The following is a 20,301-nucleotide window of genomic DNA, read 5'->3' as shown; positions in this document are numbered from 1 at the left end:
CTTGACACGATGCCGCTAAAAAATAAAATTTAGATGTTCTCTTCGTTGAAGTGGTTACTGGTATTCGCTGTGCCGATGTCTTCTCTCCGGTCCCCTGTACTCCCCACCGGCACCACGAATTGGATCATGACCTATCCGGACATACCCACCAGTCCGGAAAAAGCCCACTATCTTCCCTTGACGGATGAGATTGTCGAGATAGGAGTCCTTAATCATACCCCTTGTATAGTCTTCGTAGATCGCACGAATAAGCATAGCCCCACCCCCTGTAGACGGATACACTTATCGGCATTATTCTACCATACTTTCTAGGAATTTAAACTGCTGAAAATCAATTATTTTCTTCCGCAGAACAAAAAATTTACTTGAAACTACAATACCCCTTCCCTTGATGGGAGGGGGTATTGTGGGTGAACCTAGAGGGGGTCAGGCTGACTGACAAAGGAGGGTTACGCTGTTTCATGGGAAATGAAATAGCTATCGCAGGCCGTTTCCATATTCTCCTTGGTAAGGTGGGGTGCTTTGCCGTAATAGTGCGAATCCACAATTATCTGTTCGATCAGATCCCGGGGGTGGCAGGCATTCCGCTTCCGGCCGTTCTTTGCGTAAAGATCGTTCAGCAGGTAGTCGTACACTTCCTGGTTGAACGCAATACCATTGGCCTTGCAGACCATTTTGAAAATTTGGAGGAACTCCTCGTCGCTCGGCTGGTCAATTTTCACCTTATAGCGGATTCGCCGCAGAAAAGCCTCATCTACAAGGTCTTTAGGATCCAAGTTCGTCGCAAATACCACCACCATGTCAAAGGGAATGGCGAATTTCATGCCGGTGCTGAGCGTCACGTAATCCAGCATACGGTCAAGGGGTACGATCCAGCGGTTCAGAATCCTGGAAGGTTCGACCTGCTGCCTGCCGAAGTCGTCTATGATGAACAATCCGTTATTCGCCTTCATCTGGAGAGAGGCTTCGTAATATTTCGAGATGGGGTTAAACTCCAAATCCAGCATCTTCAGAGTCAGTTCGCCACCCGTAATCACGATGGGACGCTTTATGAGGACCCAACGCTGATCAATATCCTCCTGCGAGACCGAAGGCTCCACCTGCTCATGGTTTACAGGATCAAACACCCTGATAATCTGCCCGCCGACCGTTATGGCATAGGGGACATAAATCGTGTCGGGGAATACCCTGCCGATTGACTCGGCAATGGCGCTCTTACCGTTACCCGACGGACCATAAATGAATATGGCCTGCCCCGAACTGATGGCGGGTCCGAGGCGCTTCAAGGTATTGTCATGTATGACGAGGTGGGAAAGGGCATTCTTCAGGCGCGGTTCATCAATAATCGCGCTTTTCACCGTCTGGGATTCGACGGTGGCACGGTAATCGTCCAAGGAAACCGGCGCAGGACCCGCATATCTGCATAATTCCAGAAGTTCGGTCCCCCGCTTGCCCCCCAATTCGGTTATTTTGAATACGTACGCCATCTTGGTATAACTGGAGGCCCCTTTGACTTCGATAAACTTATCCCTCCGCAGCTCTTCGAGCACACCTTCGACAATCGACACCGGCAGCTTGACCCGTTCGGCAATGTCCGCCATCTTGAACTCCCCCATAAAGAGGAGATGCTTGAGTATAAGATCTGTCACCAGCGACGGATCTAATCGCGCCTCTTCCACGGTTTTTGGGGCACGCGGCGTCCTCACGAAAGCGCGTTTAATCTCCTCTTCCTTAACAAAACCGAGCGCCATGAGGTTCTGCCCTAGACGGCCTCCCATGCGATGCTGTCTTTCCAGCGCCTTGTCAAGTTGATCTTTGGTGATTAGGCCTTCCTCGATCATTCTGAGTCCCAGCTGATACATGTTTAACTCCTTCATTGATGGTAAGCCAAGTAATCCACGATACCTTAACATTATTAATTATTACTATACCAACTACAACTTGTAAACAAGCACGCCTACATTTACCTCATACAGGATGTTAGAGACGAACCCAAGAAACCGACCTTTTATTCAGCTGTTTTCATTAAACACACACATCAAAGTTAAATATACCAAGCTCATTAATAATTCATGGACCATAAAAAATTTCTTTGCAATCTTGTAATTCTCTTAAATGCCTCTACAATTACCTAAAAGAAAAGTTAGATGGTCAACAATATACACAAAGATTGATACTGGAAGCAAAATCCACACCAATCTGCATGAGGGCAAAATGACTGTAATTAAACGCATTTTCAGCTACGTTCGTTGCATCATACATTCGACTCAAGGTCAAACATTGGTCGAATACGCCCTTATCCTGATGTTAATCGCAATGGTGGTTATTTTTGTGCTCATGGGCCTCGGGCAAACCGTCAATAGTACCTATTCAAAGATCAACAGCGGTGTGGTCGGCGCAGCAGGGCAGTAATTTATTGTAAATTCAACAACGCCACCATTTATTGCCATAAATTCATAAATTATTTCTTAGAGCGCTTGACATTAGAAATGCATTACATTACAAATACACAATAACCCCCATGCAACATATCGTTTTAATTAGGCAGTCGTTTGTAAACATTAGAAAGGAGGCCTAAGCTGAATCGGAACTACCAACAAACCATCCCCCCTACTCTACTAACTTAATCGAAAGGAGAGAACACATGTTGAATTACATCACTGCACTGTATGTAAAAATGACCGAAGCACTGAAGAACGAAAAGGGGCAGACACTTGTTGAATATGCGTTGATCCTCGTACTCATCGCAATCGTGGTCATCGCCATGGTAATGGGTATCGGAAAATCCAGCAATACTGTCTACTCAAAAGTGAATAGTGCATTGCAATAACTCAACTGATATGCCCTGATGAACTTTAGCAATCGCACGTCACCCAATACCTCAAGACAACAACGAGCACTTGTATGACTGGCAATGTCGTAACTTGTGAGTATTCCCATGAGGGCAATTATTTTGAAAAGCATCCGGGTTTTCTCCACATCTCCCATACAGCCACGAGAGACGCCCGGATGCTTTTTTTCGTAATCATGACAAGCACTCATAAATCAATGAGTATCAGCATCAATCAGCAGGTACCCGAATGAATACTAAAGGCCAAACACTTGTTGAAACAGCTCTGATCTTACCAATTCTGCTTTTACTGGTCCTCGGAATTTTCGAATTCGGCAGGGCCATGTACATAAAGAATACCCTGAACAACGCTGCCCGCGCAGGCGCGCGGGCAGCAGTCGTCTTACCGAAGTACGATGCAACGTCTAATCCGACTGGTCTGAGCCCCAAATCGGGCGAGGCGCTTAATGCTGCATGCAGTTTCAGTACTGAAAACAAGTCTGTTTACGAAATTGTTTGTGGAAGCCTGACCAGTGGCATACCCAGAAATGAAGCCACGGTATCCATCTCCGCATTCACATCCTATAGCACCGCCACAACCACCCCCACACATGGCGACCGTATTACTGTTTCCGTCACCTGGGGTAATTTCCAGACTGTCGTTTCAAAAATTATCCCGCTGGGGAAAGGCCTTTCGGGAGAAGCATCCATGCGTTATGAATGACATCCTATTCCCACACTTCGAGGAGGGATCATGTTGCGATACAAGTCGGTAATAGTTGTATCGGTTCTGGCTCTGGTCTTTGCTGGAGCTGCAGCCTGGCTCACGTACAACTACCTGAACAAAGAGAAGAAAAAAATCACTGCGGCACAGCCGGAAAATATTGTCGTAGCCGCAACGGAAATACCGATTGGAAGCCAGATCACGGCAAATCAGGTAAAGATTGCCGCTTGGGCAAAGGATAGCATCCCGCCGGGGAGCATGCAGGATGTGAAAGCAGCTGTCGGCAGGGTGGCGATCCGTCACATCACTCCGGGTGACAGCATCACTGAACAAAAACTCAAGCCGAAAGCGGGCGCGGGTGGCACCGGATTCATGACCTACGTGGTGCCCCAGGGGCATCGGGCCGTGACCGTTGCTGTCAACGAAGTTGCAGGTGTAGGCGGGTTCATAACCCCCAACGACAGGGTCGATGTTGTTCTGACCACCCCTATTCCAGGTTCGCAGTCGGAAAATATCAGTAAAATTGTCCTGCAAAACGTCCCGGTGCTGGCGACCGGCCAGATAACGGAGCAGAAAGAAGGAAAGCCTGCCATTGTACCGACCGTTACCCTTGACCTTCTGCCTGAAGATGCCGAAAAGCTGGTACTGGGCGCAAGCAAGGGAACCCTTCAGCTTCTTCTGAGAAACATCGCCGATATCGCTCCCGTGGAATCAAGAGGTGCTACCATTTCCAAGGTGCTCACCGGCAGCGAACGTCCAACAGTAAGCAAAGTATCGGCGACACCAAAACCTCGTAAGGCGGTAAAGAAGGTATCAAAGGCGCCTTCCGCCCCGTCTCCTTCTTTCAGCAGTGTGGAGATAATAAAAGGAAAAGAGAGGACGTCCAAGCAGTTTGCCGAATAACTAAACTCACGAAGATGAGGTGATGCAATGAAACTATTCAGATCTAGCCCGTGCCTGTTGCCCATATACCTGTTACTTCTGCTAGTGCCGACGGCAACCTGCTGGGGAGGCATTCCTACGGAAGTAACCGTCAACAAAAGCATTCTCCTCAACCTCAAAAATCCAGCCTCGCGTGTTTCCATTGCCAATCCCGCACTCGCGGAGCTTATTCTCATTACCCCCCAGCAGTTGCAGATAAACGGCACCGCTCCCGGAACCACAAATCTCATCGTCTGGGAAAAGGGGAATGACAAACCGTCGTTCTTCGATCTGAAAATATCAGGCGACCAAGGGGCCATCGAAACGCAAATGAAAGAACTTGCCCCGAACGATGCGATTACCATGCAGTACGCAAACGACACCATCGTCCTCGCAGGTAACACCGCCAACGAGCAGACACGCAAAAAGGCAGAAGAAATTGCCAAGGCATATTCGACCAAGGTCATCAACCATATCCGCATCGACGAACCGCAGCAGGTGCTTCTCCAGGTAAAAGTTGCCCAGGTAGATAAGACTTCACTCAAGAAGCTGGGCATCAGCTATATGGCCAAAGGGAATACAGCTGAAGGTTTTACCAATCTTATTGGTGCCCCCGTCGGTGGAGCCATTAAAAGTACTACCTCTTCTGGTAATGGATTTCAAACCCAAGAAACGGGAAGTGGTGTAGGCATATCCGGAAATGTTGTCGGTCTTGGCAGTTTCAACCCACTCGATGCCTATCAACTCGGGATATCGTACTTTCCAGCCGGTGTCGGCGCAGTACTCAATGCACTGACCACTAAAGGTCTTGCCAAAGTCCTGGCGGAACCGAATCTACTCGTGAAGAGCGGACAAGACGGAAAATTCCATGCGGGGAGTGAAATACCCTACTCCGTTGTAAAAAGTGTAGGTGGTGTCGCAAGTACTGAAATTGTATTTAAACAAGTCGGTATAACTCTAAATTTCAAACCGGAAGTCATGGAGAATGGGATCATTTCCCTTAGGATTGACCCAGCGGAAGTAAGCAGCATTTCAGGGACCCTCGCGGTCAACGGTTATCCCATTATTGACACCAGAAATGTAAACACTTTAGTTGAGCTAAAAAATGGCGAAAGCCTTGTTCTTGCAGGTCTACTTCAGGAAGAAGCGATAAAAACAATGTCCAAGATTCCACTTTTGGGGGACATCCCCATTCTGGGCGCACTCTTCCGCTCAACCCAGGATGATATCAAAGAGAAAGAATTGGTTTTCTTCATCACACCGAAAATCGTAAAACCCATGGCTCCCGGAGAAAAAACCGAACTGCCGACTGATAGGAAACTTACTCCCGAAGAAGAGAGGGAACTAAAATGGATGCCTCTGGGAGAATGAACAGACTGAAAGACAAAAAAGGAATTGCCCTGGTCTACATCGCGCTGATGCTGGTCGTCATCATGGCATTCGTAGGTCTTGCAATAGACATCGGCTACATGTACGTGGCAAAGGGACAATTGCAGAACGCGGCGGATGCGGCAGCCCTTGCAGCAGCGACTCAGTTGCCTGACTCAACCAATGTTAAAGCGGAGGCAAAAAAATTCGCCGCCAGTAACAAAGCGGCGGGAGAAAGCGTCACAATTACCGACAGTGACATAACATTAGGATACTGGGATGGGGTAAACTTTACGACCCCAGTTCCGGCCCTGAAACCAACCAATGCAGTAAAGGTTGTGGCAAGGAGGGACGTTGCAGGAGCTACTGCTGCCAATCAAGGGAAAGTTCAGGTTTTCTTCGGCAAGATTTTCTCCCTGTTACCCGCCGGAGGTTCTGGATGGAATGAAATGAGTGCCGCAGCAAGCGCAATCGCAACTCATCCTCCCCGGCCGGGTGCAGGGATACTTTTGTGTGACCAGTGGTGTTCTCCGACACCAGTAACACCAGGACCGCTTGATCACCCATTATACTGGGACAGGCAATATGCTACAGGCACAGCAAATAATCAATTGGGCTTGCCTTCCAAGTACATAGTAGCCTTCTCCGAATACAAGGACGAACCATCTACAAGTTTTAACCCGGACAGCCTTATCATGAAATATATTAATAACACTGCTGAAACACCAATAGCTTCTTCTCTATGTGGACAACACGTATATTCAAACAATGCTGCGCCAGGTACTCTGTTTAACTCGCAAGGAGATTTAGTGAAGCGACTTGCTGCTGAAATTACCCCTACAAAGCCTTATTGGGAAATAATAGTCCCGTTAGTCAGGTCAGACGCGGGCGATTGTTTCTCGCCAGATGTCCAAGGCATGGGGCAAAACACGCCGGGTGAACGTTACGTTGTAACGAGATTCATGAAGATAAGAATCAAATCTATTGAAGGTCAACCACACCCTAACATGTCTATTGACATAGTGAAATGTATCGAGTGCTCAGAAATAGATAATGAACAAGGTATATGGACTTCACAATTAGTAAAATAATGATGTCTACTGGAGATCAAAAAACAGATGCCGCCACATGTCAATCTACTCATAATAGACAGTGATAAAGCTTCCAGGGAGACCATTGAATCTACTCTCAAGCCTTACGCTGACACCATAAAAATCATCGGGTCGGTCGCCACCTTCAGCGAAGCCGCGCTCTCCATCCAGAGAGTCGAACCTAATGTCATTATTCTTGAGCTCGCCGATATCCAGCAAGGCGCAGATTACATACGGCTCCTTCTCTCCAGACACCCCCGCACCTCCATAATAGTAAGCTCCGTAGAAAAGAGTTCCGAATGGATTCTCACGGCAATGCGTGCAGGAGCAGTTGAATACCTGCTACGCCCCATCATACAGCAGGAACTGCTCCAGGCGCTCCAGAAAGTCGGTCGATTCGGATTCGCCAAACCTGTTGAAGAAAAACAGCGTGGCAAGATCATCAGCGTCTACTATCCCATAGGAGGTGTTGGGACAACGACCCTCGCGGTGAACCTGGCCGCGTCCCTTGCGACAGAGGGAGCCAAGGTCGCCCTCGTGGACCTCAACCTGTTTTCGGGAGACATATCCACCTTCCTTGACGTCAACCCAACCTATACGTTGAGCAGCGTCACCACCAACATCGCCCGGTTGGACGCCAATTTTCTCATGACCGTCATGACGCGGCACTCATCGGGACCGTTTGTTCTGACCGAACCGGTCGAAGTGGACGAAGCGATATCCATTACCCCCGAGCAGATTCTGCGCATTCTGGAATTTCTCAGGGGGATTTTCACCTATGTCATTGTCGATTGCGGTGGTGCCCTTGCCGACTGCAACCTGGCAATTTTCGAAAGCTCCAATACCATCCTTTTCACAACTGCACTCAGCCTGCCGGCGCTCAAGAACACCAAGCGCTATCTGGTCGCTATGGAGAGAAGGGGATTCCACAAGGACCGCCTGAAACTGATCGTCAACCGCTATCTGCCGAAAGCGGACATTCAGATCAAAGACGCGGAAAAGGTGCTCGGTTACAGCGTGTTTCAAACCATCCCGAATTGCTATGACGATGTCATCAACTCCATAAACAAGGGGATGCCGGTTGTTAAGCTGCTCCCGCGCTCTCCGGTCAGCAAGTCCATCGAGGCGCTGGCTGAGATGGTTAAATAATTCAATCAGGTTCCGTACTTTTGGGGAATGATATGATCTTCAATGATACTTTCAAAAGCAATGACAATGTGATTGTCAAGGACCGGCAGTTCTTCCAGAACCTGAAGACACGCATCCATCGTCGCCTTATCGACAAGCTCGATCTCAGCAAGCTCGAACAGCTCGGCAATGGCGACATGGGTAAGGAGATCAAGTACGTCATCGAAGCGTTGATCGCGGAAGATGGTGTCCCGTTGAACCAGACTGAGAGGGAACATCTCATCGTCGAGATCCAGCACGAGACATTCGGACTGGGTCCTCTTGAACCACTCCTCGCCGACCCGGAAATTTCCGACATCCTGGTCAACAACAGCTCTCAGGTCTACATCGAAAAATTCGGCAAGCTCGTAAAAACCGATGTTTACTTCCGGGACGATGTACACCTCTTGCAGATTATCGAGCGGATCGTCTCGAAAGTCGGCCGCCGGATTGACGAATCGTCCCCCTATGTGGACGCAAGACTCCCGGACGGCTCGCGTGTCAATGCCATCATCCCCCCCCTTGCCCTTGACGGACCGGTTCTGTCCATACGACGTTTCGGTCTCGAACCGCTCCGGATTGGCGACCTGATCAGGAATGGATCCCTTGACGAAAGAATGCACCTGGTTCTGGAAGGTGCAGTCAAGACTCGTCACAACATTCTGATCTCGGGTGGTACCGGTACGGGCAAGACAACCCTTCTGAACGTTCTCTCGGAGTTCATTCCCTATAACGAGCGGGTCGTTACCATTGAGGACTCGGCCGAGCTGCATCTCAAGCAGGAGCATGTGGTCAGGCTCGAAACGAGGCCTCCTAACATCGAGGGAAGAGGTGAAGTGACCCAGCGGGACCTGGTTCGTAATGCCCTGAGGATGAGGCCGGACAGGATCATCCTTGGCGAGGTCCGCGGTGGTGAAGCGCTCGACATGTTGCAGGCCATGAACACCGGCCACGACGGCTCACTTTCCACCGTCCACTCCAACTCAACCAGGGATGCCCTTGCCCGCATCGAAACAATGGTGCTCATGGCAGGCATGGACCTTCCGGAACGCGCAATCAGGGAACAGGTCGCCGCAGCGCTCAACATCGTCGTCCAGCTCGTCAGACTTTCAGATGGTACACGAAAGGTGGTAAAGCTTTCCGAGATTACCGGCATGGAAGGAAACACCATAGTCATGCATGACGTGTTTGTCTTCAACCAGAAGGGTATCGACAAGGAAGGCAAAGTAGTCGGCGAATACCGTGCCACCGGGGTACGGCCTCTCTTCGCGGAACGCTTCAAAATCTACGGTTACGACCTGCCGCCGGATGTATTCGAAACCGGGAGATAGCGGATGCAATTGATAATCCTTTTTACATTCCTCGCGGTATTTTCCATTCTGGCAGCCGTTTTCCTGGGAACCGCGGAATATCGCCAATCCTCCAAGTTCGATCTGAAGCGCAGATTGCGGCGCATGGCCAAGGAGAGAAAAGCCGAGAGCATGTCCGAGGGTCTCCGCTCCGAGATTCTCAAGGAAGTGTCACCGTTCGACAAATTTCTTGCACGCATTCCGTACCTGAATGATCTCGACAAACGACTTGACCATGCCGGCCTTAAAATTTCCACCTCACGGTTCCTGCTTACCGTTATTGCCATCGTTGTCTTTGGCTTTCTTTTCTGCTACCTGATTACCAAGATGTTCTGGTTCAGCCTGCTCTTCGTGCTTCTCCTCTTCGCGGCACCACCCATATACCTTGAACTTTTGAAGCAGAAGCGTATTGAAACTTTTACCGAACTGTTCCCGGAAGCACTGACGATGATTGCACGATCTCTCCGGGCAGGACATTCATTCACAAGCGCTATTCAACTCATCGGTCAGGAAATAGCAGACCCCGTCGGCGAACTGTTTAAAACCGCCTATGATCAGCAGCAACTCGGACTCAGAATTACCGACACCCTCGACAACATGAACGAACGGATGGATTCTCTCGATCTCAGGTTCTTCACCACGGCAATCGGAATCAACATCGAGGTGGGAGGGAATCTCGCCGAAATCCTCGACAACCTCTCCCACACTATCAGGGAACGATTGCGCATCCGGCGGCAGATTCAGGTGTATACCGCCCAGGGCCGTTTGTCGGGATACGTACTCGCCGCCCTGCCGCTGGTCACCTTTGTCATTTTCCAGTTCCTGATTCCCAGTTATGAACGGGTCATGCTGACAGAGGAAATGGGAAGATACGCTCTCATACTTGCAGTATTCATGCAAGTGATTGGCTTCCTGTTCATCAGAAAGATAATTAACATTCGGATTTAGGTGCTCACATGCTCTACGTTATTACGGCGGCAGTATTCTTATCCATTGCGCTTCTCACGTGGGCTCTCCTCTACCCGACCATTACCCGCAGAAGCATGGTTATGGAGAGGCTCGAAAAGTTCGGCGAGAAGGAGCAGACACAACCGCTGATCGAAGACCGCAAGAAGAAATGGCAGGAGTTTTTCGAACAGGCCGGTTCTGCCATTCCCATTTCGGAAAAAGAACAGTCAAAGTATACCCAGTTGCTGGTGGCTGCCGGTTATAGCAAAAGGAGTGTCTACGCATTCATGGGAAGCAAACTTCTGCTTGCCGCCCTGCTGCCGTTCGTGTTCGTTCTCTTTTATGTAGTTCCGACGGGAAAGTACGCGGACCCCCTGTCGCTTTTATTATTGGTATCGATGGCAATCATTGGCTTCCTGCTTCCCAGTTACTGGCTCTATCGGAAAGTAAACAGACGAAAAGAACAGATATTTCATACACTGCCCGACCTCCTCGACCTTATCACCGTCAGCGTCGAAGCCGGTCTGAGTATGGACGCCGCCCTCATCAGGGCGACGGAAACACCGCAGTTTGTCAACGACCCGCTGGCCATAGAGATACGAAACGCTTCACGGGAAACACGTGCGGGAAAACCCAGAATCGAGGCGTTGAAAGACATGGCGGAAAGGACCATGGTGGATGACGTGAAGGCCTTCGTCACCATGCTGGCCCAGACGGAACGATTCGGAACGAGCCTTTCTCAGGCCTTGCGGGTACACGCCGATTCGCTGCGCACCAAAAGGCGGCAGATTGCAGAGGAGGCTGCGGCCAAAACCGCCATTAAACTCCTGTTCCCCCTAGCCTTCTTCGTCTTCCCGGCATTGCTGGTCGTCATTCTCGGGCCGGCATTTATTCAGATAAGCAAGGTTTTGACCAAGCAGTAATATGTTCTTTTTTGAACCATTAACAGAAAGGAGGGCAACATCATGATTGATTTTCATGCAATAGTGTTGATGATTATCGCAGTAGAGCTGGCCCTGATTTATGTCAAGCTTGGGAAGAAGTAGAGTCTCCCCGGCCATGCAATGATACTTATGCATGGCCGGGGGAATTTTCAGATCAAAACAATCTGGCAGGCAAATGAAAGCTCTCAATCTTACAACCGGAAATGCATTGGCAGACGATGTGTCAATAGCCGACACCCTTTTCACACGAATGAAAGGACTGCTTGGCAGAAGCGACCTTCCCTCCGGCAAGGGTTTGTGGATAAAGCCGTGCAAGGGAGTTCATACCTTCTGCATGCAGTTCCCGATAGACGTCGTCTTTCTCGACAAGGCTAATCGTGTCATTTCCCTTGCAGTGGAGCTTCAACCAAATTGCATGACGAAAGTACTGCCGGGCGCAACCAGCGTAATCGAACTACCCGCTGGGACTCTTAAAACAACAAATACGACCATTGGAGACGAGGTTGTAATTGCTTGAACGCTTCAGCCGCGATATCGTTTTAATCCCATTGGGACTTTTCCTCCTGACTGTTGCAACTCGCATTCCCTTCACCAGCAAATTCCTCTATCACATTGATTCCGTGAATTACGCTCTGGCACTTGAGCGTTACGACATAACCGTCCATCAACCTCACCCTCCTGGCTATTTCCTCTATGTGATGCTCGGCAGACTTTTTCATCTGTTCATAAATGACGCAAATGCAGCTCTGGTCGCCATGAGTATCGTCTTCAGCGGACTGACCGTTGTCGTAATCTACCTGCTCGCAGAAGATATGTATGGCAGGAAAACAGGGATCATCGCCGCATGCTTCGCCATTACCAGCCCCAATCTCTGGTTTCACGGCGAAGTAGCCCTTTCGTACGGAATTGAAGCCTTCTTCAGCGCTCTCGTGGCATGGCTCTGCTGGAAGCTATATACAGAACGATACCAGTATATCTGGATGTCAGTTCTTGCATTGGGAATTGCAGGTGGCATACGACAAAATACCGTCGTTTTTCTCCTACCTCTCTGGTTGTTCGCCGTGAAAAAAGCACCACTACGGAAAATTATCGCGTCGATAGCGCTTTTAGGGGTCGTTTGCCTCAGTTGGTTTGCACCCATGGTCAAGATGACGGGCGGATGGGACGCCTACACCGGGGCCTTCCAAGAGTTGATGGAATTTACCACCAGACATAATTCGGTTTTCGATCGCGGGTGGGTTGCCTTCAAGCTCTATTCACAAACGCTTTACGATTTTACGATCTACAGTGCCGGCGCAGGCATTCTGGCGATAGGGTTTGCCGCTTACGTTCGTTTACGCAAAAAAGCACCGCAAGTTATCAGACGCAAGGATTGTTTGTTTTTTGCAGCATGGTCACTCCCATCATTTATTTTCTATCTTCTCATTTTCATTCATCCAGCCAACCCAGGGTATGCACTCATTTTTACCCCCCCCCTGCTGGTCATTTCTGCCTGTGCCGCGATTTACATGAGTAAGGAATTCAACAGACTCGTCGGACACGATATCACCGCAGCACTAATCTCAGTCCTAATGCTGGTCAACACCGGTGTATTCATGTTTTCGCCCTATATGATATCTTGGGAAACAATCAGATATCATGACAGGGCCATAGAAATTATTGTGAAAGACATGCAGTCCTTCAACCCAAATACGACAATTTTCATCGGGAACAATTATGTTTTTTATGGATTCAGACAGATAATGTACTACCTCCCCCAATACAGAACCTATCAAGCCAATGCATCCAAATCACCTTCAGGGGAAAGACGCATTATCTTCTGTGGTTTCGACAGAAACACCTATTTGTCAAAAAACATGCAACTACCAACAAATATACACAACATAGCCACAGTTCTGGTTGGAGATGACCGTGAACAGGTCAGCGGGTATAAAAACATCGTCATTAGACAAGTACTTCCGCATATTGCTGTAGCTTTTGGACCTGTTGGCGTAATGCGAAAGATTTTTCCTAACATGACTATTACCCAGGATGGATGAGTTAACTGACATATGCACGCGACAACATCTTTTAAAATCGAACATCCCAACATTGATTATTTCAACAATTATTACGTTGTAGAATTTATCGTCATCAGTTTGTGTCTTTGTCTGACTGCCAGTTACTGTATTTTGCCATTAATCATTCACCAGTCACTCCCTTACAGCCACGATATGCTATTTCATGTTTTCCAGGCCGATCAGTTCACTCGGGGAATCGCAGGAGGAAGTCTCTATCCGCGATGGATGGCCGATGCAAATGAAGGCCTCGGTAGCCCTACTTTTATCTTTTATGCACCTTTTAGTTACTACATAGTTGCTATGATTCATTCAGTTGTGCCATCTTTCAGAGAATCAATGACCATCGCAATATGGTTCAGCTTTTTCCTTTCCGGTTTGGCAATGTATACGGCAATGCGCAAGACATGTGGTAAACATGCCAGCCTCTTGAGTGCGATTATTTATCAGATACTACCATTCCATCTTCTAGACCTGTATGCCCGTGGGACATTTGCTGAGCTTTATGCTTATGCCTGGGGTCCCCTCGTCTTTCTTTCGTTGCAGCAGATTCGTGTTACAAAATACCCTTTCTGGCCTGTAATTGTATTAGGCACTTCCTTCGCTGGGTTAATACTTACCCACCTTGTCACTGGTTTCATGCTGGCATGCGCCACAGGTATATATATTCTCTTCTTTTCAATAAGAGATAAAGACTGGAGATTTACCATTTTTAGCACCTTCGGGCTCATTGTTGGATTTGGAATTACGTCATTCTACCTGATTCCCGTTATTTTCGAACGCGCCTACGTGCATATCGATTTCATAACAACATGTGTAATTTGCGACTATACTAATAATTTTCTTTTTGATTGGAAGAATATTAGCGGTTTTTTTTACCAGCAGCTTCACATGACTGTTGCCATTGAACTTGTTCTCATTTCCTTGATTGCATCACAATCACTCAAGACATTCAAAACGAATGACCAACAAGCAAGGCAAGAGCTACTCTTTTCTGTTCTGTTCATTCTATCATTTTTTCTTACCACTCCACTTTCTACACCTATTTGGCAATTCATGCCCGGTTTTCCGTCTTTACAGTTTCCATGGAGATGGATTCTGCTAATGGAGCTATTTCTCTGTGTAACTATCGCCATTTACTTTAACCGAATGCAATTTTCAAAATGCAGGATGTACCTCATTACATTCATCCCCCTCGCTATCGTATCGGCAACAATAATATATAAAGCAAGCCTGTTTCATAAGGAACTAATTCCCTCTCTGGAAAATCCCATTCTAGAAAGTCAGTATGCAATTGCATGGGAATATATCCCTATTTGGGCTTCCGCTCCAAGGCAAACTATCATGAATTGTGGAAAAGAAAAGATGGAGGTAATCTCTGGCAATGCAGCGGTTTCCATCACGAAATGGCTTCCCGAATTGCGAAAGGGATACATTGATGCCTCAAGCTCTTCAAAAATTAAAGTATCAACATTTTTTTATCCGGGATGGAAATTGTTTGTCGATGGGAAAGAGACTCCCTTGAGTATCCAAGACCAGTCAGGATTGATGGTGTTCGACGTCCCCCAAGGGAGACATGACGTTGCAATAACTTTCACCGACACAGATCTGAGACGGACCGCAAAAAGCATATCCGTGATAGCTTTAATCATGGTAATGTGTCTTGTATTTTTAGCCATTTTACCTAGCACTATTGTCAGATATCCATCCAAACAAAGGTGTCATTAACGATGGAAATTTCACCACAAACAAAGAATTACTATCTCCCCTCCATCGCTGACCTTATTTTTTTAACGATTCTTTTGTATCTGTCCTTCTACGATACATCGGGAATGCTTGGTGACGGCGACACGGGATATCACATACGTGCTGGTGAGTACATCATCAAGACTTTTTCGATACCCAAACTGGATATGTTCTCTTTTCACACCCCTCCCCTCCACTGGACTGCCCACGAATGGCTGTCTGAAGTGATTATGGCATACATTCACCGTGCTTTTGGTCTCACTGGCGTCGTTGTTTTCTTTTCATTTCTTCTGTCCTTGGCCCATTATCTTCTATTCAGAATACTTCGCAGCTACACATCGAACATCCTTTGGGCAATACTCGTCATCATTCTTGTCATAGGTTCATCTCTAATCCACTGGCTGGCTAGGCCCCACATATTCTCCCTACTACTGATGATCATATGGTACTACCTGCTGGAATCCTGGCATTATGGACGAAGGGACCGCCTCTATCTTCTTCCGCTCATCATGCTGCTCTGGGTCAACCTGCACGGTGGGTTTCTGGGTGGGTTCATGCTGCTCGGCGCATACCTTGCCGGAAACATTTTCAACATGCTGACAGCTACCCCCTCAGAGCGCGGTCACTATCAACAAAAATGCAGACAGCTCGGTCTGACAATCGGCGTCTGTCTTTTTGCCTGTCTCGTCAACCCTCTCGGATACCATATCCTTCTCTTCCCGTTCAAACTTGTGTCCGACAAATACATCATGGATCATGTCTCGGAATTTCTTTCTCCTAACTTTCACGAACGGATGCCCTTCAAGTACCTGCTGTTTTTGCTGATAACTCTGTTCGCCATTACCAAGAAACGCCTTGATGCTGTGGAACTTGTGCTGGTCCTGTTATTTACTAATATGGCTCTCTATTCGGCACGATATATTCCGCTCTTTGCTCTTATTGTGGCACCTATTATCACCCGCCATGCAAACTATGCGTTAGATTTTCCCGATAACAACGTTACCCGTTTTTTCAGAAAACGAGCCGAAAACATCTCAAAAATAGATGCATCTGTACAGGGATACTTGTGGCCTATCATGACCGTTCTTATTGTTGCTATTGCAGTAATTTCAGGTAAAATTCAGCATACTTTTGATGATAAAATCAAGGCAGTTGCTGCAGTAGAGTTTTTAGAAAAAGAAAGAATCTCGGGCAATATGTTTAACAATGATGAAATCGGAGATTATATAATCTACCGGACCTACCCTCTCTATAAGGTTTTTATCGATGGTAGACTTGATATGTATGGCACTGGTATAATGAAAGAGTATTCCAAGGTAACAAAATTTGAACATAACTGGGAAGACACATTTAAAAAATACAACATCAAATGGGTTATATTTGATACAGACTCTGTTTTTTCACGCTTCCTTTTGCATAATAACAATTGGACACTTATCTATTCAGATAAAGTCGCAAGCATTTTTGTAAAGAATCTGCCTGAATATAGTAATCTGATAGAAAAATATTCTTCTGTAAAACCATACATTCCCGAGGATACAAACGATGCGCGATAATGAAATTCACAAGATGCATCGGCTTGAAGAAAACCACTGGTGGTTTCAGGGCAAAAAGCTCCTTGTCACCAGCTTTCTCGATCAGGCGGGAGTTCAGGCGGGCAACTACCTCGACATCGGTTGTGGTACTGGCATGTTTCTCAAAGAATTTGCGCGGTTTGGAACGGGATTCGGAATCGATGTATCCGAACAGGCTCTCCACTACTGTCGCGACAAGGGCAAGGCAAATCTGATCAAGGCCAGTGGGGATAAACTACCGTTCAGGGGTGGAGCGTTTTCATTCGTGTCGCTTCTGGACGTGGTCGAGCATTCGCAGGATGATCTCGGCGTACTGCGGGAAGCGTTCCGCGTCTGCAAGCCAGGTGGCACCGTGATAGTAACGGTTCCTGCCTTCAGTTTCCTCTGGGGTTCCCATGATATGGCACACCATCACGTTCGGAGGTACAAACGTGCAGATCTTGCACGTCTCGGTGAGAATGCTGGTTTTGTTCTGGAGAGAATTTCGTACACAAATTTTTTCATCTTCCTGCCGCTGCTCCTGCGGAGACTATCTTCCCGCGGCAAACCTGCTTCGACAGAATCAGATCTGCGGGAAACGCCAGGCTGGCTAAATCGGCTGTTATTTTCTCTCTACAAAATCGAATCGATGTATCTCAAAAAAGCCCACCTACCCTGGGGAGTTTCTCTTCTCATGGTACTGAAGAAACCGGCCGCACTTTGTTAGTGGTGCGTTCAAACGATGCAGGCAACGACATGAAACGTCAGAAGCCTAAACAAGATATTAGAGAATCACTCGACCTGGGATATGCAATCTTTTCATCTCTGCTGTTCCACGTCGTGCTTTTTTTTGTCCTGGCATCCACATCCATCTTCTACCCAGCAGTGGGATCGGCCATGAGATTCGATTATATCTGGCTCGACCCATCTCTGACACCATCCGCTACTCCATCGCCATTGGTAACGAAAAAGAACGTTGCTCCGCCCTCCGTAGCAGTGGGTAGTGAATCACTGAATGATGCGGTTGAAGCTGCTCTCCAGCCAAATAGCGAGATTATCCCCCCACAAAAGCAAACAATGCCTGTCACACCGACGGAGCAGCCTGAAACTGCTACTCCCGATGACAACATCGAGCCTGACCTGGAACTGGTACGCGTCAATGAAGCGATTAAGCAGCCAGTTCCAGCCACGGTAAAACCACTACCTGCACAGAAACAGGCACCTGATCTCAAGGCCGACCGCGAGCGGAGGGTTGCCGAAGAAGCTCGGTTAAAGGCCGCCCAGGCTGAGGCAGAGCGGTTGCGACTGTCGGTCGAGCGTGCAAGACAAGAACAACTCGCAAGGGAGCGGGCTGACCGACAGCGCAAGGAAGCCGAACAATTAGCTGCTCTCAAGGCCGAGCAGGAACTGAGGGATGCCGAGGAAACGCGGATAAGGGCAGCCCATGCAGAAGCGGAGAAGTTACGCGAGCTTACCGAACAAGCAAAGCAGGAACAACTGGCCTGGGAACGGGCTGAACTGCAACGTAAAGCGGATGAACAGGCGGCTGCACTCAAGATCGCACAGGAACGGATAGCAGCAGAAGAGGCGCAGCTACAAGCGGCACAGGAAAATGCGGAACGGTTGCGGCAGGCTGCTGAGCATGCCAGACAGGAACGAATGGCCAGGGAGAAAGCGGAGCAGAAGCGCAAGGAACAGGCTGTACGATTGAAAGCAGCACAGGAACAGAAGGCAACCGAGGCACAGCTGAAGGCAAAGCAGGAAGAAGCAAAACGACTGCGTCAGGCGGCTGAGCAGGCCCGACAGGATCGTCTGGCAAGACAACGGTCAGAAGAGTTGCGCAATAAGGCGGAACTGGCAGCAAAGCAAAAAGCTGACAAGGAGCGGCAAGCAGCCGAGGAAGCTCGCCAGAAGAGTGCTCAGGAAGAGGCAGAGCGGTTACGAAGGGTCACGGAACGTGCCAGACAGGAGCGCTTGGCGCGTGAACAGTCCGAACGGCAACGCAAGACTGCCGAACTGGCTGCCTTGGCAAAAGCCGAACAGGAACGAAGGACTGCCGATGAGGCGAGGCGGAGCGCCGAAAAGGAACGACTGGCGCAGGAAAAGCCCCACCTGGAAAAAGTGGCAGCCATGCGTAAAGGTGCAGTTACTGCACCACAACAGGCATCGGGAAGCCCGGTGGAGAGAAGTCAGGATGCTCCCGTTACCCCTACCGCAACAGCGTCAGTTGAGAAGAAACCGACTTCACCGAAGCCTGAAAAAAAGGGAATTATTATTCCTGCAGTCCACGGCGACCTGAAACTGGTCGTAAGCGGCAAATCTCCCCTGAAGATTGCCACCACTTTTCGTGCGTACCAGAAATCACGGCGAAACCGGCCGCAGACGCTGAACGAGGCACGTCAAGAAAAGAACATAACTCCCTTAATCGTCACACAAGCTGATGACACTAAGGAAGCCATAATTGAAAAGGCACAGGAAGGTATTTACACCTTCATCGCAGAACCTGCTGAGGGAACAACCCCGAGGTCGGGCTTCACCCTCAAGATATTTGAGTCGACCAACAAGGCCAGGACCCGCTCCATCGGTGACAAGACCGTGTCGGGAAAAACCGTCGTCACCAAGGTGTTGATGCCGGATGGCATTCTCTGGGATGATGAATCGGCTTTTACCGGCAGTATCGAAGACTCCAACAGCATCACCAAGTTCAATGCAGAAACTGGCCTGATCTGGAAGGAATTCAGCAATTAGGTGGGAAAATACGCGCTCGGGGAGATCGCCATGCACATTGAATTGTCTATCGTAATTGCCGCATTCAACGAAGAAGTGCGCCTCCCCATGACGCTGCGTAAAATCCATGGATACGTGACATCCAGAAAACTCACATCCGAAATTATCGTAGTCGACGACGGGAGTAGCGATGGCACGGCCGGACTCACCGAGGCCTTATCCGGGGATATTCCAGAGCTGAGATTGATTAGCTACCCACAGAACCGGGGCAAAGGCCACGCTCTGCGGACCGGAGTTCTCGCATCGCGAGGGGGACTTGTTCTTCTTACGGATGCCGACCTTTCCACCCCCATAGAAGAACTGGAAAGGCTCAGGCCTTTTATTGACAACGGATCCTGCCACGTAGCGATCGGCTCGCGGGCTCTCGCCATGAGCAGAATCACGAAACGGCAGCCGTGGTGGCGCCAGGGAATGGGAAAGATATTCAACCGCTTTGTGAAAGCCCTGGTGATCAACGATTACAGCGATACCCAGTGCGGTTTCAAACTATTTACGGGAGAGACAGCCCGTAGTCTGTTCTCCAAAGCCCACATCGACCGGTTTGCCTATGACGTGGAAATTCTCGCTCTTGCTAAAAAGAACGGCTATCGTGTTGCCGAGGTACCGATAGAATGGATTAACGCACCCGGCTCAAAGGTGCACCCGGTCGAGGATTCGTTGCAGATGCTCAAGGATTTATGCAGAATCCGCCTGACCATCGGTGCACAGAATAAAACTACAGACCACGGCAACCTGCGGAATAAGACCGTCATACTCAAAACCGGCCTTTCCGATGTCCTAGATATAAAAAAGGGATCAGTCGATTTTGACTGATCC

18 protein-coding genes and 1 pseudogene are annotated in these 20,301 nt (G+C 48.6%); 17 read left to right on the top strand and 2 right to left on the bottom strand.

Annotated elements, in window-relative coordinates; genetic code table 11:
* Positions 1 to 135 precede the first annotated feature (135 nt).
* Positions 136 to 216: pseudogene (locus tag LDN04_RS16990) on the bottom strand (hypothetical protein); the annotation flags it as partial.
* A 233-nt stretch (positions 217 to 449) separates the two neighbouring features.
* Positions 450 to 1,862, bottom strand: a complete 1,413-nt coding sequence (locus LDN04_RS11610; RefSeq protein WP_223910513.1) for an ATPase — start codon at positions 1,860 to 1,862, stop codon at positions 450 to 452.
* Positions 1,863 to 2,214: 352 nt separating this feature from the next.
* Here LDN04_RS11610 and LDN04_RS11605 point away from each other — a divergent pair, with 352 nt between their 5' ends.
* From LDN04_RS11605 to LDN04_RS11525, 17 genes are all read left to right on the top strand, one after another.
* Positions 2,215 to 2,412, top strand: a complete 198-nt coding sequence (locus LDN04_RS11605) for a Flp family type IVb pilin (protein WP_223910510.1) — start codon at positions 2,215 to 2,217, stop codon at positions 2,410 to 2,412.
* Between the two features lie 232 nt (positions 2,413 to 2,644).
* On the top strand, positions 2,645 to 2,830 hold the full coding sequence (locus LDN04_RS11600) for a Flp family type IVb pilin (RefSeq protein ID WP_223910507.1): 186 nt from the start codon (positions 2,645 to 2,647) through the stop codon (positions 2,828 to 2,830).
* Positions 2,831 to 3,080: 250 nt separating this feature from the next.
* Positions 3,081 to 3,554, top strand: coding sequence for a TadE/TadG family type IV pilus assembly protein (locus LDN04_RS11595; RefSeq protein ID WP_223910504.1), 474 nt, complete (start codon positions 3,081 to 3,083; stop codon positions 3,552 to 3,554).
* A 30-nt stretch (positions 3,555 to 3,584) separates the two neighbouring features.
* Complete coding sequence (cpaB, locus tag LDN04_RS11590; RefSeq protein WP_223910501.1) at positions 3,585 to 4,457, top strand: Flp pilus assembly protein CpaB; 873 nt, start codon at positions 3,585 to 3,587, stop codon at positions 4,455 to 4,457.
* 27 nt (positions 4,458 to 4,484) lie between these two features.
* Positions 4,485 to 5,846, top strand: a complete 1,362-nt coding sequence (locus LDN04_RS11585; RefSeq protein ID WP_223910498.1) for a type II and III secretion system protein family protein — start codon at positions 4,485 to 4,487, stop codon at positions 5,844 to 5,846.
* Entirely contained in the window at positions 5,843 to 6,934 is a 1,092-nt protein-coding gene (locus tag LDN04_RS11580) for a pilus assembly protein TadG-related protein (RefSeq protein ID WP_223910495.1), read from the top strand. Before LDN04_RS11585 ends, LDN04_RS11580 begins: the two co-directional genes overlap by 4 nt.
* 27 nt (positions 6,935 to 6,961) lie before the next feature.
* The gene (locus tag LDN04_RS11575; RefSeq protein ID WP_223910492.1) at positions 6,962 to 8,083 is read left to right on the top strand and encodes an AAA family ATPase; all 1,122 of its coding nucleotides are present in this window, start codon (positions 6,962 to 6,964) and stop codon (positions 8,081 to 8,083) included.
* A gap of 32 nt (positions 8,084 to 8,115) precedes the next feature.
* Complete coding sequence (locus LDN04_RS11570; RefSeq protein WP_223910489.1) at positions 8,116 to 9,432, top strand: CpaF family protein; 1,317 nt, start codon at positions 8,116 to 8,118, stop codon at positions 9,430 to 9,432.
* Between the two features lie 3 nt (positions 9,433 to 9,435).
* On the top strand, positions 9,436 to 10,398 hold the full coding sequence (locus tag LDN04_RS11565) for a type II secretion system F family protein (RefSeq protein WP_223910486.1): 963 nt from the start codon (positions 9,436 to 9,438) through the stop codon (positions 10,396 to 10,398).
* 8 nt (positions 10,399 to 10,406) lie between these two features.
* Positions 10,407 to 11,321 (top strand): type II secretion system F family protein, encoded by a 915-nt coding sequence (locus LDN04_RS11560; RefSeq protein ID WP_223910483.1) that lies wholly within the window; start codon positions 10,407 to 10,409, stop codon positions 11,319 to 11,321.
* Positions 11,322 to 11,475: 154 nt separating this feature from the next.
* Positions 11,476 to 11,859: a DUF192 domain-containing protein gene (locus LDN04_RS11555; protein WP_223910481.1), complete on the top strand. Its 384-nt coding sequence runs from the start codon at positions 11,476 to 11,478 to the stop codon at positions 11,857 to 11,859.
* On the top strand, positions 11,852 to 13,381 hold the full coding sequence (locus tag LDN04_RS11550) for a glycosyltransferase family 39 protein (RefSeq protein WP_223910478.1): 1,530 nt from the start codon (positions 11,852 to 11,854) through the stop codon (positions 13,379 to 13,381). The genes LDN04_RS11555 and LDN04_RS11550 overlap by 8 nt, the downstream gene beginning before the upstream one ends.
* A gap of 12 nt (positions 13,382 to 13,393) precedes the next feature.
* Positions 13,394 to 15,127: a 6-pyruvoyl-tetrahydropterin synthase-related protein gene (locus LDN04_RS11545; RefSeq protein WP_223910475.1), complete on the top strand. Its 1,734-nt coding sequence runs from the start codon at positions 13,394 to 13,396 to the stop codon at positions 15,125 to 15,127.
* Positions 15,128 to 15,129: 2 nt separating this feature from the next.
* Positions 15,130 to 16,701 carry a hypothetical protein gene (locus LDN04_RS11540; RefSeq protein ID WP_223910472.1) on the top strand — a complete coding sequence of 524 codons (1,572 nt, stop codon included), beginning with the start codon at positions 15,130 to 15,132 and terminating at the stop codon, positions 16,699 to 16,701.
* Complete coding sequence (locus LDN04_RS11535; protein WP_223910470.1) at positions 16,691 to 17,425, top strand: bifunctional 2-polyprenyl-6-hydroxyphenol methylase/3-demethylubiquinol 3-O-methyltransferase UbiG; 735 nt, start codon at positions 16,691 to 16,693, stop codon at positions 17,423 to 17,425. Before LDN04_RS11540 ends, LDN04_RS11535 begins: the two co-directional genes overlap by 11 nt.
* A 29-nt stretch (positions 17,426 to 17,454) precedes the next feature.
* A complete protein-coding gene (locus LDN04_RS11530) occupies positions 17,455 to 19,446 on the top strand; it encodes a hypothetical protein (protein WP_223910467.1) in 1,992 nt (663 codons plus the stop codon).
* The gene (locus LDN04_RS11525; protein WP_223910464.1) at positions 19,447 to 20,298 is read left to right on the top strand and encodes a dolichyl-phosphate beta-glucosyltransferase; all 852 of its coding nucleotides are present in this window, start codon (positions 19,447 to 19,449) and stop codon (positions 20,296 to 20,298) included.
* The last annotated feature ends 3 nt before the right edge of the window (positions 20,299 to 20,301 follow it).

This window comes from Geobacter sp. AOG1 (genome assembly GCF_019972315.1).
Classification (GTDB): domain Bacteria; phylum Desulfobacterota; class Desulfuromonadia; order Geobacterales; family Geobacteraceae; genus Geomobilimonas.
The sequence above is the reverse complement of the archived record's forward strand: the minus strand, read 5'-3'. Positions and strand labels throughout refer to the sequence as shown.

What these genes read in the sequence shown, in the direction of transcription:
- LDN04_RS11570 (WP_223910489.1), top strand. Translation starts at nt 8,116, where the DNA reads ATGATCTTCAATGATACTTTCAAAAGCAATGACAATGTGATTGTCAAG.
- LDN04_RS11575 (WP_223910492.1), top strand. Translation starts at nt 6,962, where the DNA reads ATGCCGCCACATGTCAATCTACTCATAATAGACAGTGATAAAGCTTCC.
- LDN04_RS11535 (WP_223910470.1), top strand. Translation starts at nt 16,691, where the DNA reads ATGCGCGATAATGAAATTCACAAGATGCATCGGCTTGAAGAAAACCAC.
- LDN04_RS11530 (WP_223910467.1), top strand. Translation starts at nt 17,455, where the DNA reads ATGAAACGTCAGAAGCCTAAACAAGATATTAGAGAATCACTCGACCTG.
- LDN04_RS11555 (WP_223910481.1), top strand. Translation starts at nt 11,476, where the DNA reads ATGGCCGGGGGAATTTTCAGATCAAAACAATCTGGCAGGCAAATGAAA.
- LDN04_RS11580 (WP_223910495.1), top strand. Translation starts at nt 5,843, where the DNA reads ATGAACAGACTGAAAGACAAAAAAGGAATTGCCCTGGTCTACATCGCG.
- LDN04_RS11585 (WP_223910498.1), top strand. Translation starts at nt 4,485, where the DNA reads ATGAAACTATTCAGATCTAGCCCGTGCCTGTTGCCCATATACCTGTTA.
- LDN04_RS11600 (WP_223910507.1), top strand. Translation starts at nt 2,645, where the DNA reads ATGTTGAATTACATCACTGCACTGTATGTAAAAATGACCGAAGCACTG.
- LDN04_RS11540 (WP_223910472.1), top strand. Translation starts at nt 15,130, where the DNA reads ATGGAAATTTCACCACAAACAAAGAATTACTATCTCCCCTCCATCGCT.
- LDN04_RS11605 (WP_223910510.1), top strand. Translation starts at nt 2,215, where the DNA reads ATGACTGTAATTAAACGCATTTTCAGCTACGTTCGTTGCATCATACAT.
- LDN04_RS11565 (WP_223910486.1), top strand. Translation starts at nt 9,436, where the DNA reads ATGCAATTGATAATCCTTTTTACATTCCTCGCGGTATTTTCCATTCTG.
- LDN04_RS11595 (WP_223910504.1), top strand. Translation starts at nt 3,081, where the DNA reads ATGAATACTAAAGGCCAAACACTTGTTGAAACAGCTCTGATCTTACCA.
- LDN04_RS11610 (WP_223910513.1), bottom strand. Translation starts at nt 1,862, where the DNA reads ATGTATCAGCTGGGACTCAGAATGATCGAGGAAGGCCTAATCACCAAA.
- cpaB (WP_223910501.1), top strand. Translation starts at nt 3,585, where the DNA reads ATGTTGCGATACAAGTCGGTAATAGTTGTATCGGTTCTGGCTCTGGTC.
- LDN04_RS11545 (WP_223910475.1), top strand. Translation starts at nt 13,394, where the DNA reads ATGCACGCGACAACATCTTTTAAAATCGAACATCCCAACATTGATTAT.
- LDN04_RS11560 (WP_223910483.1), top strand. Translation starts at nt 10,407, where the DNA reads ATGCTCTACGTTATTACGGCGGCAGTATTCTTATCCATTGCGCTTCTC.